The organism is Echinicola salinicaeni (assembly GCF_014280965.1).
GTDB classification, from domain to species: Bacteria; Bacteroidota; Bacteroidia; order Cytophagales; family Cyclobacteriaceae; genus Echinicola; species Echinicola salinicaeni.
Map to the genome: position 1 here is coordinate 386239 of NZ_JACODZ010000003.1, position 16847 is coordinate 403085.

General features: G+C 40.4%; 12 protein-coding genes. 11 read left to right on the forward strand and 1 reads right to left on the reverse strand.

Annotated features, from left to right (window positions below):
• The first annotated feature begins 32 nt into the window (after nucleotides 1–32).
• From H7U17_RS07315 to H7U17_RS07345, 7 genes are all read left to right on the forward strand, one after another.
• Nucleotides 33–854 (forward strand): sialate O-acetylesterase, encoded by an 822-nt coding sequence (locus H7U17_RS07315; RefSeq protein WP_186756003.1) that lies wholly within the window; start codon nucleotides 33–35, stop codon nucleotides 852–854.
• Nucleotides 855–921: 67 nt separating this feature from the next.
• Complete coding sequence (locus H7U17_RS07320) at nucleotides 922–2319, forward strand: alpha-L-fucosidase (RefSeq protein ID WP_186756004.1); 1398 nt, start codon at nucleotides 922–924, stop codon at nucleotides 2317–2319.
• 9 nt (nucleotides 2320–2328) lie between these two features.
• Nucleotides 2329–3399, forward strand: coding sequence for a family 43 glycosylhydrolase (locus H7U17_RS07325; RefSeq protein WP_186756005.1), 1071 nt, complete (start codon nucleotides 2329–2331; stop codon nucleotides 3397–3399).
• Nucleotides 3400–3553: 154 nt separating this feature from the next.
• A complete protein-coding gene (locus H7U17_RS07330; protein WP_186756006.1) occupies nucleotides 3554–4948 on the forward strand; it encodes an alpha-L-fucosidase in 1395 nt (464 codons plus the stop codon).
• Nucleotides 4949–4964: 16 nt separating this feature from the next.
• Nucleotides 4965–5678, forward strand: coding sequence for a DUF459 domain-containing protein (locus H7U17_RS07335; protein ID WP_186756007.1), 714 nt, complete (start codon nucleotides 4965–4967; stop codon nucleotides 5676–5678).
• A 20-nt stretch (nucleotides 5679–5698) separates the two neighbouring features.
• Nucleotides 5699–7153 carry a sulfatase gene (locus H7U17_RS07340; RefSeq protein ID WP_186756008.1) on the forward strand — a complete coding sequence of 485 codons (1455 nt, stop codon included), beginning with the start codon at nucleotides 5699–5701 and terminating at the stop codon, nucleotides 7151–7153.
• A gap of 31 nt (nucleotides 7154–7184) precedes the next feature.
• Entirely contained in the window at nucleotides 7185–9479 is a 2295-nt protein-coding gene (locus H7U17_RS07345) for a glycosyl hydrolase family 95 catalytic domain-containing protein (protein WP_186756009.1), read from the forward strand.
• Between the two features lie 162 nt (nucleotides 9480–9641).
• Here the strand turns inward: H7U17_RS07345 and H7U17_RS07350 are convergent, their stop codons facing one another.
• Nucleotides 9642–10766: a glycoside hydrolase family 88/105 protein gene (locus tag H7U17_RS07350; protein ID WP_186756010.1), complete on the reverse strand. Its 1125-nt coding sequence runs from the start codon at nucleotides 10764–10766 to the stop codon at nucleotides 9642–9644.
• 342 nt (nucleotides 10767–11108) lie between these two features.
• Here H7U17_RS07350 and H7U17_RS07355 point away from each other — a divergent pair, with 342 nt between their 5' ends.
• The 4 genes from H7U17_RS07355 (at nucleotide 11109) to H7U17_RS07370 (ending at nucleotide 16513) form a co-directional block, all read left to right on the forward strand.
• Nucleotides 11109–11279, forward strand: a complete 171-nt coding sequence (locus H7U17_RS07355) for a hypothetical protein (protein WP_186756011.1) — start codon at nucleotides 11109–11111, stop codon at nucleotides 11277–11279.
• Between the two features lie 323 nt (nucleotides 11280–11602).
• On the forward strand, nucleotides 11603–12343 hold the full coding sequence (locus H7U17_RS07360) for a DUF6250 domain-containing protein (protein ID WP_186756012.1): 741 nt from the start codon (nucleotides 11603–11605) through the stop codon (nucleotides 12341–12343).
• A 37-nt stretch (nucleotides 12344–12380) separates the two neighbouring features.
• A complete protein-coding gene (locus H7U17_RS07365; protein ID WP_186756013.1) occupies nucleotides 12381–15107 on the forward strand; it encodes an exo-rhamnogalacturonan lyase family protein in 2727 nt (908 codons plus the stop codon).
• A gap of 65 nt (nucleotides 15108–15172) precedes the next feature.
• Nucleotides 15173–16513, forward strand: a complete 1341-nt coding sequence (locus tag H7U17_RS07370; protein ID WP_186756014.1) for a rhamnogalacturonan acetylesterase — start codon at nucleotides 15173–15175, stop codon at nucleotides 16511–16513.
• Nucleotides 16514–16847 lie beyond the last annotated feature (334 nt).

A 16847-nucleotide genomic window follows, 5' to 3' on the forward strand; every position in this document is an offset into this window, starting at 1 on the left:
CTTATAAGAACAAAATGATAATTTAATTACCCATGAGAAACTTTATACGAGCACTAATTTTTTTAATTATTCCATTACAAGTTCATGCCCAGAAAAATATCGATCTTTTTATTTGGGCTGGGCAATCAAACGCTCAAGGTTATACAGGAGATGCGAAGGAATATCCGGAGGATGGACAAGAACTTGATCAATCCATATTATTGAATTGGACTGTTGCAGGACATGATAGTTCAAATGGTGAATGGGTGATGATGCAGGCCCAAAAAGGAAGGTATCCTGCTGGTCACTTTGGTCCTGAAGTAAGTTTTTCCCGTCAATTGAAAAAGGCAGGTTATCATCCAGCAATATTTAAATATACTAGAGGAGGTACAGGTTTAGCAAGGGATTGGAAAGGCCCTGGAGAGCAAGGTATATATGACCATATGGTAAAGGATTTGAAAAAGGCGGTCGAGGAACTAGAGAAAGAAGGCTATTTGGTGAAGATCCATGGGTTTATTTGGATTCAGGGCGAAACAGATGCTGGTAATCAACAAGAAGCTGAAATGTATCAATCCAACTTAAATCGAATGATATATCATTTGAGAAATGAAGTACTCAAGGATAATGATCTTAAAATAATTTTGGGAGTAGATGAACAGCATTACCTAGTTGAAGAACGCCCAGTGATAGTGGAAGCACAGCAGAAAATTGCTCAAGATGATATCAATATCATCTACACCACGATGTACGGTCTGCCCAAGGCAGACAAAACGCACCTAACCCCCACTGGCCTAGTGGAACATGGCAACCGTATTTATAAGGCCTTTAAGGTAATGGAAAGCGAAAGAAGTATAGTTCATGGGAATATAAATTAGGCTTGGATACCTCGAATTGTCCTTTGTGGCTAATTAATAGCAACTCTTATATTCGAAATAAAAAGTAATGAAAAAATATATAATTAATACCCTCATAATTTCCTTATGGGCGATTACCTGCTTGGCCCAAAACCAAAGCAAAGTACCCATTCCTACTCCAGCGCAGCTTCAATGGCAAAATGCTGAATTAGCCGCTTTGGTATGCTGGGATATGCATGTTTTTGATGGGGAATTTTATGTGCAGAAAGAGGTGCGTATTACACCCGTAGAGGATTATAATACCTTTAATCCACAAAAATACGATATGGATCAGTGGATTAAATCCCTAAAGGATGCAGGTTTCAAAATAGCCATTTTTACGGTGAGCCATGAAACAGGCTTCTTTTTTCATCAAAGCGACGCTACTCCATATAGTATGAAGGCATTAAAGTGGCAAGATGGTAAGGGCGATATTTTGAGAGATTTTAAAGCCTCTTGTGAAAAGTATGGGATACTTCCAGGTGTCTATATTGGTACACGATGGAATGCCTATTATGGCATCCATGACTTTAAAGTAAGTGGCGATAATCAGTTCGCGCAAAACAGGCAAAAGTATTATAATACCATGGTTGAAAATATTGTGACCGAGATTTTCTCCAATTATGGTGAATGGGCGATGGTTTGGTTTGATGGTGGTGCACATGGTCCTGAGCAAGGTGGTCCGGATGTGTTGTCAATTTTTGAAAAATATCAACCCAACAGTTTGTTTTACCACAACCTGCAACGAGCCGATATGCGTTGGGGAGGAAGTGAATCTGGAACGGTACCCTATCCTAGTTGGGGAACTTTCCCTTATCCTTCTACTGGTGCTGGAGAGTCGGCAAAAAAAGAGATACATGCCAATAATTTCCAACTATTAAAAACAGGAAATCCTAATGGCCAATATTATATGCCAGCCATGAGCGATGCTCCTTTAAGAGGAGAGGGTGGCCATGATTGGTTTTGGGAGCCAAATCGTGAACATACCATTTTTTCGCTAGACAAATTGGTGGATAAATATTATAAATCAGTTGGCCACAATACCAGTTTGATTTTAGGGGTTACTCCCAATCCAGATGGTTTAATGCCTGAGCCTGATGTGAAACGTCTCAAAGAATTCGGAGATGAAATTAAAAGAAGGTTTTCTAATCCAGTAGGGATTACTTCTGGAACTGGTGAAAAGTTAAGGCTAAAACTTACCGACCGTCAAATGGTGAATCAGGTGGTTTTAATGGAGGACATAGCTAAAGGAGAACGTGTACGTCGATTTGTATTGGAGGGAAAGACCAAGAATGGTTGGCAGACCATTACTGAGGGATCTAGCATTGGCCATAAATTTATTCATAGGTTTGATGGGCTGGATGTATCGGAAATACGACTTAAAATCTCGGAATCAAAAGGTGCACCTCAGATTAAAAAACTAGCGGTGTATAATGTTGAAGATTAATTATTAGATATGATGAAAAAAGTACTGGGGATATTAATTATTGGGATTGGCTTTTTGTCCTCATTTAAGGTTAATGGTCAAGGAAATGATTCTTTAAAGGAAAAGTTTTCCAATATGGAATTTGCTTTCGAGAAAGTAAGCGGGATCGGTTATGAAGCAGGCTGTACACGTCGTGATCCTAGTGATGTCATAAAAGTGGGAAAGACTTATTATGTGTATTATACCAAAATACCTGATGCCCAGCCGAAGTATTGGGGTGCGGGATATTGGGGTTCAAGTGTATGGTGCGCCAAATCGGAAGATGAGGGCCATTCATGGACGGAAGTAGGAGAAATGCTGGAGGTAGGAGAGACAGGCCAATGGGATTCCCAAGCTGTTTTTACCCCAAACATCATTTACGCCAATGGTAAATACTATTTGTACTACACTGGAGTAAAACCGACACCAGGAAATGCTGAAGGTGAGTTTGAGAACAATAATTTAACGGATATTACAGCAATTGGTGTGGCTGTAGCTGAATCTCCAACAGGGCCTTTTAAAAGAGTTAGTGAAGTGCCAATCCTGAAAGTAAGCGTAGAGCCTGAAAAGTTTGATAGTTATAGAGTAGATGATGCTGCATTACTGTATCGTAATGGCTTGTATTGGATGTATTATAAAGGTCGTTCATTGACAAGTGGACATGGGGGGCCTGCGCACACAAGTATGGGCGTGGCCTTTTCAAAAAATCCTGAGGGGCCTTATACCAAGCTCGAAAAGGCAATTCTTGAAAGAAGTCATGAAGTCCTGATATGGCCACAAGGTACAGGAGTTGGAGCCTTCGCTTCGCTATCAAAAACCTTTGAGTATGCACCGGATGGAGTGGATTTTATGTCAGATAAATTTAACGCAGAAGTGGAAGAACGAGCCGTTGCCCCGGGAGCTTTTCGTCCAGATTTGACGGCCCCGGTTGTTGTAGGAGAAGGATTAAAATGGGGGATATCAATGGTTCCAAACAAACATGAATGTTACTTGATACGGTACGAATTAATATCTAAACAAAAAGACTCATCTATTCATCAATACACTCGATTAGGTAAATAAGTTACTGTGTGTTAAAACAATGCTTTCCCTAGTTCAATTACTCAAATAATGTTGAATATGGAAAGCTGAAAGTATTATGTATTTCCTCCAGTTATATAGAACTTATGGAAGTGATGGCTGAATACCTTATGGATTGATTTAAAAAATAACTATTATGATAAAACTATTAATTGGAACACTGAGTTTGCTTTTATCAGTATCCACCATTTTAAATGCGCAAAGCAATGCGGTAGTACCTATACCCACACAGGCTCAGCTAGATTGGCAAAATGCGGAAATGGTTGCCGTTTTTCATTATGACCTTCACGTTTTTGATGGGCTTAAATACAACCAGGCACAAAACAGAATTACTCCAGTTCCTGATTACAATATTTTTAATCCCGAAAAGCTGGATACCGATCAATGGATAAAATCCATTAAGGATGCAGGTTTTAAGATGGCAATTCTAACAGCTACTCACGAAACGGGTTTTGCCCTTTATCAAAGTGACGTGAATCCTTACAGTTTAAAGGCGGTTAAATGGCGTGATGGGAAAGGGGATATTGTTCGTGATTTTGTAAACTCTTGCCGAAAGTACGGTATAAAGCCAGGGATTTATATCGGGATTCGTTGGAATTCATTTTATGGGGTATATGACTTTAAGGTAAATGGTGATGATGCTTTTGCGGAGAATCGCCAAAAGCATTACAATCGTGTTTGTGAGGGTATGGTTGAGGAGCTGATGTCTCGATATGGAGATTTGGCAATGGTATGGTTTGATGGCGGTGCCCACGGACCGGAAAAAGGAGGGGCCGATATATTGCCCATTGTAAACAAATACCAAAAAAATATCATCTTTTATCATAATACCCAGCGTGCAGATATTCGTTGGGGGGGCAGTGAATCTGGTACTGTGCCTTACCCAAGTTGGGGAACCTTTCCGTTTCCCTATTCCCACTCCACCAACCAAGAAGTGATTTTTAAAAATAATTTTCAGCTATTAAAAGAAGGCGACCCCGATGGGGAATATTATATGCCTGCCATGAGTGATGCACCATTACGAGGATATAATGGGAGGCATGAATGGTTTTGGGAGCCTGATGATGAAGCAGGCATTTACCCCTTGGAAAATTTAATGAAAATGTATTGTAATAGTGTAGGCCATAATACCTCTTTGATTATGGGGCTGACCCCAAATGCTGATGGTTTACTTCCCGAGCCCGACGTGAAACGATTAAAAGAGTGGGGCGATGAAATAAATAGGAGGTTCTCCACTCCTTTGGCCTCAACTTCTGGAGCAGGTAAAGTCTTTAATATAAAATTAGCCAAAGGGCAAAAAGTCAATCAAATTGTGTTGATGGAGGACATCGCTAAAGGAGAGCGTGTCAGGAAGTTTGGTTTAGAGGGGAAAACAAAAGAGGGATGGCAAACGATTTTTGAAGGCTCCTGTATCGGGCATAAGTTTATCCATAGTTTTGATTCCCAAGTTTATTCTAAATTGAGACTTAAGGTTTTAGAATCCAAAGGAGAAGCCCAGATCCAATCCATGGAAGCCTTTCATGTAGAATAACAAAAACAGTATTATCATGATGAAAAAAAGTTTGTTTTTAGTAATAGTGCTTTTAGGAGGATTGTTTGTCCTTTGCGGTTTTGAAGCAAATAGCTCGGATCATAAAATAAAGAAAGTGGCTTGTATTGGGGACAGTATAACCTATGGTGCTCGACTTGAAGATAGGGATGCAGATTCTTATCCCGCTCAATTACAAGAATTGCTTGGTAATCAGTATGCCGTATCGAATTTTGGTGTAGGTAGCTGTACACTGATTAGAAAAGGCATACCAACCGTTTGGGACCAACTCTCTAAAATTAAAGCGTTAGAGCCCGATATGATTATCATTAGTCTGGGGACAAATGATACTTGTGGTATGGGGACCTGTGGTAACAGGAAGTGTTGGGAATATCAAGATGAATTTGAGGCCGATTACCGAGCCTTGGTTGCTGAGCTAAAAACATTAAGGTCCAAGCCCAAAATTTGGATTTGTGCGCCTTCTCCTATGGTTTTGGAAACCCCTGGTCTGGATGATGATCGTGTGAAGGGACTGACCATACGTAAGCCAAGGCTACAGCAATTGATTGGATATATCAAAGAGGTAGCTGATGATGAAAATTTAGGGTTTATTGATTTGAATACCCCTCTGGACCACAAACCTGGGCTATTTACGGAGAAGGATGGGGTTCATCCCAATAAAGCTGGGTATCGGGCTATTGCTGAATTGGTGTACAAGGGTATTAAACAGTAAACAGGTAGAAAGCATAAATAATGAGTATAAAACTTATCAAGAGCATCTTTATTATAAATTTAATTTTACTTGTGGGATGCGATAGCAAGGTGGAGGAAAAAAAGCCCAATATTTTATTTGTTTTAGTTGATGATTTAGGCTGGAAGGATTTGGGATATACAGGTAGTACCTTTTATGAAACCCCCAATATTGATCAACTGGCTGCAGAAGGGGCTGTTTTTACCAATGCTTATGCCGCCTGCCCAGTATGTTCTCCTTCGCGTGCAGCGATCATGAGTGGGAAAACACCTGCTCAATTAAACCTTACAGATTATATTCCAGGAAACCGGAGTTATGGGCCACATAAAGACCAAAAATTAACTTCCCATCCCTTTAAGCTCCAATTAGATTTGGGAGAGTATACTATTGCTGAACAGTTAAAGGATGCAGGTTATAAAACCATGATAGCAGGGAAGTGGCATCTTGCAGAGGAGGAAAAATATTATCCACAATTCCAGGGCTTTGACTTAAACATAGGGGCAAATAGAACAGGGCATCCAGCTGGAGGTTATTTTTCACCCTATAAGAATCCAGAACTGACAGATGGTTATGAAGGGGAGTATTTGACTGACCGTTTAACGGATGAGGTAATCAGTTTTATAGAACAAAATAAGGAACAGCCCTTTTTTGCCTACCTCTCATTTTATACGGTTCATTTGCCCATGCAAGGGAAACCGGATAAGGTGGCAAAATACCAGGAAAAGCTTAAGAAAACAGATTTCTTCAATGAGGAGTTTGATAGAACTGGAAAGACTTGGGTGAAAAAACAGCAGAATATGCCTCATTATGCGGCCATGGTGGAAAGCATGGATGAAAATGTGGGGCGAATTCTGGAAACATTGAAAAGGCTTCAGTTAGAAGAGAATACAATAATTGTTTTTACATCTGATAACGGGGGAATGGCGACAAGTAATCGTACCGATAATATTCCGACGAGTAATCTACCGCTTAGAGCTGGAAAAGGGTATCTGTATGAGGGAGGAATCCGCGTGCCTATGGTGATTAAATATGCAGATAAATACAAAGGCAAAACCTATGATTTTCCGGTTTCTGGGATGGATTTTTATCCAACCTTATTGGATTTCGCTCATGTAAAACCTTCTCGAGGAATGGGGTTAGAAGGAGTAAGTATCAGACCCTTGCTGGAGAAGAAAGAACTGGAAGAACGGCCTATTTTCTGGCATTACCCACATTATAGCGGAGGATTGGGAGGAAGGCCTTCTGGAGCCGTTAGAATGGGAGATTATAAGTTGATTGAGTTTTATGAGGATATGCATTGTGAATTGTACGATGTCAAAAATGATATAGGCGAAAACCAAGATTTGGTCAATACCTATCCTGAAAAGGTGAAAGAGTTAAGAGAAATGTTACATCAATGGCGAGAAAATGTAAATGCCCAAATGCCTTATCCCAATCCCAACTATAAGAATGACTAGTAGAAGTAATAAAATTGTTAAAAATCGCCCAATGAATAGCTTGAAAGTGAAAGCAATGGTTTTTTTTATGAGCGTGATAGGTATCATGTCATGCCAGGAGAAAGCAGAGATGATAAAATTTTCTGATCATGACTTGGTATTTGATAGTATTCCAAAAGTTTGGGACGAAGGTATTCCCTTGGGGAATGCTTTTATTGGGGCGCTGATATGGCAGAAAGAAGATAAGTTGAGGATGTCACTGGATCAGGTGGATTTATGGGATATGCGTCCCATGGAAAATATCCAAAGTGAAAAATTTAGTTTTAAATGGGTTTATGATAAGGTCCTGGAGGATGATTATAAAGCTGTTCAGGATGCTTTTGACGTTCCTTATGATAATAATCCAGCTCCATCTAAAATTCCCGGTGCAGCTCTAGAGTTTGATTTGGCCAAAATGGGGAAAGTAAAAGACATTGGCCTGCATTTAGACAATGCAGTTTGTCAGGTACAGTGGGAAAATGGGGCAAACATGCAAACATTTGTCCATGCCAATAAGAATGTTGGATGGTTTGTGGTAAGTGGGGCTGATGCTTCTTTTGTCCCGGAATTGGTACCTCCAGTTTATGAAAAACCTGCGGATAAAGATGATGGTCCGGTTACCGGGCTTTCTCTGTCCAGATTAGGTTATCAACAAGGTGCTGTAACCAAAACAGGGAATAAATTGGTATATAACCAAAAAGGTTGGGGCGATTTTTATTACCAAGCAGCGGTTAAATGGAAACAGGAAGGGAATAGAATGATTGGGGTTTGGGCCTTAACTTCATCAATGGATGAAGGAAATGCATCGGACATAGTGGATGAAGCATTGGCATCTCAATTGGACAAATCTAAAGCGACACATGTGCGTTGGTGGAAAGACTATTGGTCTCGTTCCAGCATCAATATCCCAGACCCTTTATTGGAAAAGCAGTATTATAATGAAATGTATAAGTTTGGGTCTGCTACAAGATATAATTCTTATCCCATTTCATTGCAGGCAGTATGGACGGCGGACAATGGAAAACTACCACCTTGGAAAGGTGATTACCATCATGACCTTAACACCCAGTTAAGTTATTGGCTTACTTATACGGGAAATCAATTAAGCGCCGGAATGGGTTATTTAAATACATTATGGGATCAGCGCAGTGTTCATAAACAATATACCCAAGACTTTTACGGAACATCCGGATTAAATGTACCTGGAGTAACCACGCTCACGGGAGAGCCAATGGGAGGGTGGATACAGTATGCGTTTTCACCTACCGTTTCAGCTTGGTTGGGCCATCATTTTTATTTGCATTGGAAATATTCCATGGACGAAAACTTCCTTAGGGAAAGGGCCTATCCTTATTTAAAGGATGTAGCCACCCATTTAGAGGAAATTTCTATTGTTAAAAAAGGAGTTAGAACACTACCTCTAAGCTCAAGCCCTGAAATTTATGATAATAGTGTAAATGCTTGGTTTAAGGATATCACCAATTATGACTTGGCTTGTATGTCTTTTGCATTCAGGGCTGCAGCGGAAATGGCATCAGAATTAGGTTTGGAGGAAGAGGCAGAACATTGGCAAGAGTTAAGGGAAGAACTCCCTGCTTACGATCTGGACGATACAGGAGCACTTACCTTTGCTAAGGGGCATCCATATAATGTGTCTCATCGTCATTTTTCTAATGTCATGGCTATCCACCCTTTCGCAAATATCGATTGGAGCGATGGTGAAGATGCTCAAAAGATTATTAAGGCGACCATAGAAAAACTGGAAAAAGTGGGGCCAGATTATTGGACTGGATATTCTTATAGTTGGTTTGGCAATATTAGGGCACGGGCCTTTGATGGAGAAGGGGCGGCCCGTTACTTACGTGATTTTGCAAATTCATTTTGTCTGAAAAACACCTTTCATGTAAATGGGGATCAGTCGAAATCCGGAAAGTCTAAATTTTTATACCGTCCTTTCACCTTGGAAGGCAATTTTGCCTTTGCTTCAGGAATTCAGGAGATGTTAATCCAGAGCCATACAGGAATTATTAAAATATTTCCAGCTATTCCGAAAAATTGGGATAATATAAGTTTTACTGATTTAAGAACTTATGGTGCTTTTCTTGTATCTGCAGAAAAAGAAAACGGTCAGCTAAATTCTGTAAAGGTCAAATCAGAAAAAGGAGGATTGTTAAAACTTGATAACCCTTTTAAGACTAAAGATATCTTGATAAAAGATTCGAAGTCCTATAAGTGGGAGGGCAATGTTTTGGTAATAGAAACGCAGCCTGAGGAAATGATAGTCATTGAACTAAGCAGTAATTCTTGAAGGAGTTTTCAAAAAAGTAACGCTAACAGAAAATGTTGATTTATTAGTGTTTTATTCGTTTTAGAAATCACATAAAATTGAAAGAGATGGGAGTTATCCCATCTCTTTCTTTATTTGTGCCCGATTTATATTTTGCTCACAAATGGGACACAAGATGATTTCTTACTCCACCAATTTATACATCTCAGATGCAGCCAAGAGAAAGCATCCCAGGCCATAATCTTCAAAATCAGGTTTGCTGGTGTAAGTTACCGGTTGGCCATCTTTGGGTTCTTTTCCGGTGCCCTGCAGGTAGCCTAAGTAGCCATTGTCATGGATGGCTTCTTTTGAAATGGCATTCCAGGCTTTGGTGATGGCCGGCATATAGACCTCTTTTTCCAAAAGTCCATTATTGACACCCCAGGCCATACCATAAAGGAAAAGGGCGGTTCCGGAAGTCTCCTTGCCTTCAAAGTGGGTAGGGTCATGTAAACTCACATTCCAGAAACCATCAGTCCTTTGAACGGTCAAAACGGCTTTAAGCATGCGTTGAAGCATTTGTACATATTCAAAGCGATGAGGATCATCCTGAGGCAAGAATTCAAGGGTACGGACCATGGCAGCGACTACCCAACCGTTGCCCCTTGACCAATAGCAATCATTTCCATTAGGTTCTTGATAAGGAGGAAGAAAGTCTTTGTCCCTCCACCACAAATTATCCTGGGGATTAAAAAGCCCTTGAGTTACCTTGGTGTCCATGTACATTTCATACATTCGCTCAGCATATTTCCTGTCGCCAGTTAAGCTGGTCAATTGTGCAAAAACCGGCATGGCCATCTGTAAGGCGTCGATCCAATCCCAGTCATTGATTTTATATGTTGCTATCATATCATCAACTGAAGATTGTATCTTCTGTATTCTTTCTGGTTGTGGGTCTATTTCATACAACATGATATAGGTTTGGCCTGCGCAGTGGTTGTCAGCATGACGGGTTTGGGTGCCGTTTCTTAATCCCCAATTATGCGCTTCTCCCCATTTTACGGCATAGTCATAGTAGGCCTTGTCATCTTTCAGCGCATAAAGTGCCATCAGTCCTTCATAGTATACTGCTCGGGTCCATAGGTTACTGGATCTTTCTTTATTGGTGATGACATTGACCCCTGGGTCGGGCCATTTATTCATCAAATATTGATTGGTCAAGACCATTTGGTCCATGATCTCTTTTTGGCTAGGTAGTTCTTGGGCTTTTGAAATTCCGATCAAAGAGATCAGTAATAGGCTAAATGCAATGGATTTTTTAATGTGCATTATTTTTTAATTTATCATGTTTGATTTTAATCTGTATTAAGTCGGTACATTTTTCTAAATCGACTTTTCACATAAAATTAATCTCTTAAGATAAATTGTTTGTACTGTAATATCCTGTTCAGAACTGTTGTTTGTTAAAATATTGATAATGAATTGATTTTGTGTTTTTTTATGAGGTGGTATATAATGAAGTACAAAAAATAATTATTCCAATAAAATATTATAAAAACATAATAATGCGTTTTGTGTTGTTAAATAAGCATTTTAAATAATTCGTCAATGTGTTTGTCAAAAAATAAAGAATCACATATATTAAGGAAATATTAACAATCACCCAGAGCCATGAAGTATTTGAAAATGAAACAAGGGACCAGTTTAAGCTGGAAAACAAAGCTGTTAGTCTATTTGGCTACTCTTTTAATTTGTGTACTTGCTGCTAATTTCAGAACAGAGATTCAGCAGATCACTGGAAGCTCCTACAGTGAAAATGTAGAGATTTCAGCTATTGAATAACACATAAAAATTAACTGTATTTATAAAAACGGCGAGATCTCAGGTCTTGCCGTTTTCTTTTTTTAGTATTTCCAAGGGAGTTGATTATTTTTCAAGCATAACACCTCAGTAGAGTTTAGCGGATTTTTATTTCTACTTTGACACACAAAGTAATTGTACAGCAGTGGTGGTGCTGCTTTGCCGTATTGAGAGGGATGGCCTTGGCTAATACCTTATATTGAAGCACTTTATTTCATATAGTTACTGATTTCGAAGGGTATATATAAATCCATTGGTAATTTGGTAGGGCAATATTGCAAAGCGACCAAAATTTTATTTTAAATATGAAAAGAATCCGTGTAAACCTTTCATTCTTCATTATAGGTATTTTTCTGGCTTCCTGTACCTGTTCTGTGAACTCTAAAAGTTCCATTACAACTAAAGTGAGAACAGAGACCGTATTATTCGAGGACGATTTTTCTAAGCCTTTGGATGAGGCTATCTGGAAAGTGGAAATGGATAAGCAGGGGAATTCATCCGTGGATATAGAAGGAGGAAAAATGGTGATGGATACCAAGGGTGGCGTCACGGTTTGGCTGAATAAGAAGCTGAATGGAAATGTTGAAATTACCTATAAAAGGAAGGTGGTGATGGCTGATGGGGAAAATGATAGACTGTCGGATCTTAATCAATTTTGGATGGCCACAGATCCCGAAAATGAAAACCTTTTTACCCGTAATGGAAAGTTCAAAGAATATGACGCTTTGAGTATGTACTATGTCGGTTTTGGAGGGAACGAAAATTCCACTACCCGATTCAGGGAATATCAAGGTGATGGTGAGAGGGAGTTGATTTTTGAACTGAATGATGGTGAACATCTTTTGACGCCTAATCACTGGTATGATATCAAGATAAAAGTAGAAGATGGATGGGTTGGATTTTGGGTAGATGGAGAGCTGTTCTTTGAATACAAAGATAAGACGCCATTACAAGAGGGGTATTTTGGCTTTAGACAAGTGTGGTCCCACCAAGAAATTGATGATTTTAAAATTGTAGAAATTTCAGAAAGCATTCAGGAAAACTGATTGTGAAAATAATAAACCGAAAATACCTATTTGATTTATGAACAAGCATTCTTCTTCTCGTAGAAATTTTGTAAAACACTCAGCTTTGCTTTCCTCCTCTATTTATTTGGCTCCTGGTTTATCAAATGCTATGGCCCAAAATCGTAACAGCATGAATAAAGCCCAAGCGGTAGAAATCGATTGGTTAGAAAATGTCGAAAATATTCAGGTAAGTGGTAGCACTTTAGGGCTTCCTTGGCCAAAGGGGCAAGTAAAAAACGAAGCTTTTTTTTTGGAGGATGAAGGAGGAAGACAATTTCCTGTTCAAACTTGGCCATTGGCATATTGGCCTGATGGGAGTTTGAAGTGGACAGGACATGCGATCGCTGATCCTAAGGCTCTGGGCAAAGGGCTGAAAATAGCTCCTGGAAAGCATGTTCAGCCCACAGAAGCTATTCAGACGGAGGAAGATGATGAAAAAATAATTGTTGATACTGGACTTATCCAATGTCAAATCAATAAAAAGGGACCTTACCTGTTAAGCGAGGTTTCAAGGAATTACCGCAAAAGTTTAAAAAATGGCCGTTTGGTTTTATTGCACCAAGATGGTGTGTTAGGTGAGCAGGAAAGTATAAAAACGACTGTTTTTGAAGGCGCCATTGATAAGGTCTTACTGGAGCAGGAAGGACCTCTGAGGACTGTTGTAAAAGTGGAGGGAAAGCATGCTGCTTCCGGTCAGCAGAATTGGTTGCCTTTTACCATCAGGCTTTATTTTTATGCAGGAGGCGAATCCATCAGAACCATGCATACCATAATTTTTGATGGTGATGAAGAGAAGGATTTTATAAAAGGATTGGGCCTTCGCTTTGAGGTGCCCATGGAGGATCAATTACATGATAGGCATATTAGATTTGCGGGTAAGGATGAAGGGATTTTTGCTGAGGCAGTGAGGGGTTTGACAGGCTTACGTAGAGATCCTGGAAAGGAAGTCAAAGAGGCCCAGATGAAAGGCGAGCAAACCCCTCCTGTCAGTGACTTTCCCGAAAATGTTTCTTCCCGATTGCACTATATTCCTGCTTTTGGTGACTATACCTTATCCCAAACCAGTTCCGATGCCTTTGCTATTCGCAAAAGAACAGCATCAGGACATGCCTGGTTGAAATCCGGTTTTGGGGAACGTTCTCGAGGAACGGCTTATGTGGGAGGCCCATCAGGCGGAGTTGCTTTTGGTATACGTAATTTTTGGCAGAGTTACCCTGCTCAGTTGGACATTAGGAATGCCCATAAAGAAGCAGCAGAAGTGACCATGTGGCTTTGGGCTCCCGATGCCCCAGCAATGGATTTGCGATTTTACCATGATGGTATGGGGCAGGATACCTATGAAAAGCAATTGGATGCCTTAAATATTACCTATGAGGATTATGAGCCAGGTTTTGGTACTGCAAAAGGTGTTGCCAGGACCAGTGAGATGAATATTGCCATTTTGGCTGAGACCCCAGATCATCAGCAGTTTAATAAGCTTGCCAATGGGATGAACCAGCCGCCTCAACTGACTGCATCACCAGCCTATATGCACCAAGTAGGTGTGTTTGGAAAGATTTGGGATTTACCGGATAGGAGTACCGATACCAAGGCCAAGATAGAAGATTATCTGGAAGACTATTTTGAGTTTTATCATCAACAGGTGGAGGATCGTCGCTGGTATGGCTTTTGGGATTATGGGGATGTCATGCATAGCTATGATTTTGACCGGCATACGTGGCGCTATGATGTAGGAGGCTTTGCCTGGGACAATTCTGAATTGTCCACAGATCTATGGCTATGGTATTATTTTTTAAGGACGGGAAGGTCTGAAGTCTTTAGAATGGCTGAGGCTATGACCAGGCATACCGGAGAAGTGGATGTGCATCATCTTGGCCGCTTTGCCCCCTTAGGAAGCAGGCATAATGTGCAGCATTGGGGCTGCAGTGCCAAGCAGTTGCGGATTTCTACGGCAGCTAACAGGCGTTTTTATTACTATTTGACAGCTGATGAAAGAGTGGGGGATTTGATGGAAGAGCAAGTCAATGCAGCAGCTACCCTGAAGGCTATCCCACCAACCAGAAAGGTGAGCAATAAATCGGTATGGGAGACAGAAGATGATCCGCATCATGTTTATTTGGGCTTTGGTACAGATTACGGTGCTATTTCAGCGGCTTGGCTGACTGAGTGGGAGAGAACAGGAGATCCAAAGATCAAAGAAAAGCTAGTAAATAGTATGAAGACCATTGCCGCGCAACCTAAGGGTTTTTTCACTGGTGGTAGCCGGATGGATTTAAGGACTGGTGAGTTTGAAATACAAAAGCGCCAGCGGGCCGGGGCTTCTCATTTGAGTGCGGTTTTTGGTCTTATGGAAATTTGTGCAGAGCTAATCGAGAACTTTGATCTACCAGAATTCAAAGCCGCCTGGCTGCAGTATTGTACCTTGTACAATGCCAGTGCAGAAGAACAAGAAGAGGTTTTGGGAAATGCCTTGGGGAGGTTGAACTTGGGGCAGGGACATAGCCGATTAACGGCTTATGCAGCGAAACTTAATGATGATCCAGTTTTAGCAGCGCGTGCTTGGAAAGAGTTTTTTGGTGGAGCTGCTGGCTATGATTTTGAAAAACCAGAAATATACATGGTAGAAGGTGACGAAGTCTTAAGACCAGTAGAAGAAGGACATATCTCTACCAATGCCACTGCCCAGTGGGGACTGGCTGCGATAGAATGTTTGGGTTTGGTAGGAGATAGATTGAAAAAATAGTACTGAGTCATGGGTATTGGGCCCGGATACATGGGGCCAATACGCAAAATTCAAAAAAAGGAATCATGAAAAGCAAATACATATTGTTTTCCATACTGGCTTTGGGAATGAAGGGTTTTTTCTGTCAGGCGCAGCAATCGGAAAAGAGAACTTGGAAGTTTGATTTTGGAGATGGAGCTATTGCGAAAAACTATCAACAGGTTTTACCAGCGCATGAGTACAGCAAGTCCAGGGGCTTTGGTTTTTTAGGAGCAAAGCAAATCCAAGCTGTGAATAATGGAGAAAATGCCCTGAAGGGTGATTTTATAAGCAGCGATATGCCATTTTATTTTACCGTGGATATTCCAGAGGGAAATTATGATGTAAAGGTAATTTTAGGAGATCAAAAAGGCACATCGTCCACAACCATAAGAGCTGAAAATAGACGACTGATGCTTGATAAAACCGATACCAAGTACGGTAAACTGGTAGAGAAGAAGTTTTCGGTGCATGTTCGCTATCCTGAGATTTCAGGGACCGAAAAGAAAGTAAAGCTAAAGAGCAGAGAATTGGATTATCTGCATTGGGATCATCAGTTGACCTTGGAGTTTAATGGAGATGCACCCAAGGTGGTGTCCATAGAAATAAGTCCCAATACCGAGTCTCCTACAGTATTTTTGGCGGGTAATAGTACAGTGGTAGATCAGGCCTATGAGCCTTGGGCTGCTTGGGGGCAGATGTTTCCTGCTTTTTTCAAGCCAGGAAAAGTTGTTATAGCCAACCATGCTGAATCAGGAGAGACTTTTAAATCTTTTCGTAGGGCAGGAAGATTGGACAATATACTTAGTTTGATGAAACCAGGGGATTACCTCTTTATGGAATTTGCCCATAATGATCAGAAACCAGGGGGGAACCATGTGGAGCCTTTCACCACTTATCAAGAGATCATAAGGGAATATATTAACGCTGTAAGGGAAAAGGGAGGGATTCCTGTTTTGGTGACTTCCATGCACCGTAGGCGATTTGATGGTGAAGGAAAAATCATCAATACACTTGAGGAATATCCAGATGCTATGCGGGAACTTGCTGAGGAGGATGGAATAGCCCTTATTGATCTCAATGCTATGAGCAAGGTACTATATGAAGCTTGGGGGGTAGATTATTCAAAAAAGGCATTTGTCCATTTCCCTGCAGGTACTTTCGAGAGACAGGCAGATGATTTTGCTGATAACACGCACTTCAGCACTTATGGCGCTTATCAATTGGCCAGCTGCGTAGTAGAAGGGTTAAAAGCCACCAACTTAAAACTCAAAAAACACCTTAAAAAAGGATTGCCGAGCTATGATCCAGAAACCCCACCTGCTTTTGAGGATTTTTATTGGCCATTGAGTACCAGAACTTCCATTATTAAGCCAGATGGAGATTGAAAATATGGGGATCAAGTATTTAGTATCAGGTATCAAGTATTGGGTAGGGAGAAATAAAGAAACTAGAGAATGCTGTTCGGGATTTCAAATCCCGAACAGTATTCTAACCTTGTGTTATGTAGGGACTAAGTAGTACTAAGTCTCCGACTTGGTACGTATTAAATTTGAGCCTTTGGCTCAAAAAAGGAAGCGAACCAATCAAATTCAACTTTTCGTTTTGATCAATCAATATTTTTTAAGTGTATAAATAACATTTAAATATTTTTTCTATATTTACCTTATCATTTATAAAAATGGATGCTAGGATAGGGAGTAAATACTGATTCCTTATTGG

Bases quoted from the DNA above. Each gene is read 5' to 3' on its own strand.
- H7U17_RS07315 (WP_186756003.1), top strand. From the start codon at position 33: ATGAGAAACTTTATACGAGCACTAATTTTTTTAATTATTCCATTACAA.
- H7U17_RS07320 (WP_186756004.1), top strand. From the start codon at position 922: ATGAAAAAATATATAATTAATACCCTCATAATTTCCTTATGGGCGATT.
- H7U17_RS07325 (WP_186756005.1), top strand. From the start codon at position 2,329: ATGATGAAAAAAGTACTGGGGATATTAATTATTGGGATTGGCTTTTTG.
- H7U17_RS07330 (WP_186756006.1), top strand. From the start codon at position 3,554: ATGATAAAACTATTAATTGGAACACTGAGTTTGCTTTTATCAGTATCC.
- H7U17_RS07335 (WP_186756007.1), top strand. From the start codon at position 4,965: ATGATGAAAAAAAGTTTGTTTTTAGTAATAGTGCTTTTAGGAGGATTG.
- H7U17_RS07340 (WP_186756008.1), top strand. From the start codon at position 5,699: ATGAGTATAAAACTTATCAAGAGCATCTTTATTATAAATTTAATTTTA.
- H7U17_RS07345 (WP_186756009.1), top strand. From the start codon at position 7,185: ATGAATAGCTTGAAAGTGAAAGCAATGGTTTTTTTTATGAGCGTGATA.
- H7U17_RS07350 (WP_186756010.1), bottom strand. From the start codon at position 10,766: ATGCACATTAAAAAATCCATTGCATTTAGCCTATTACTGATCTCTTTG.
- H7U17_RS07355 (WP_186756011.1), top strand. From the start codon at position 11,109: ATGAAGTATTTGAAAATGAAACAAGGGACCAGTTTAAGCTGGAAAACA.
- H7U17_RS07360 (WP_186756012.1), top strand. From the start codon at position 11,603: ATGAAAAGAATCCGTGTAAACCTTTCATTCTTCATTATAGGTATTTTT.
- H7U17_RS07365 (WP_186756013.1), top strand. From the start codon at position 12,381: ATGAACAAGCATTCTTCTTCTCGTAGAAATTTTGTAAAACACTCAGCT.
- H7U17_RS07370 (WP_186756014.1), top strand. From the start codon at position 15,173: ATGAAAAGCAAATACATATTGTTTTCCATACTGGCTTTGGGAATGAAG.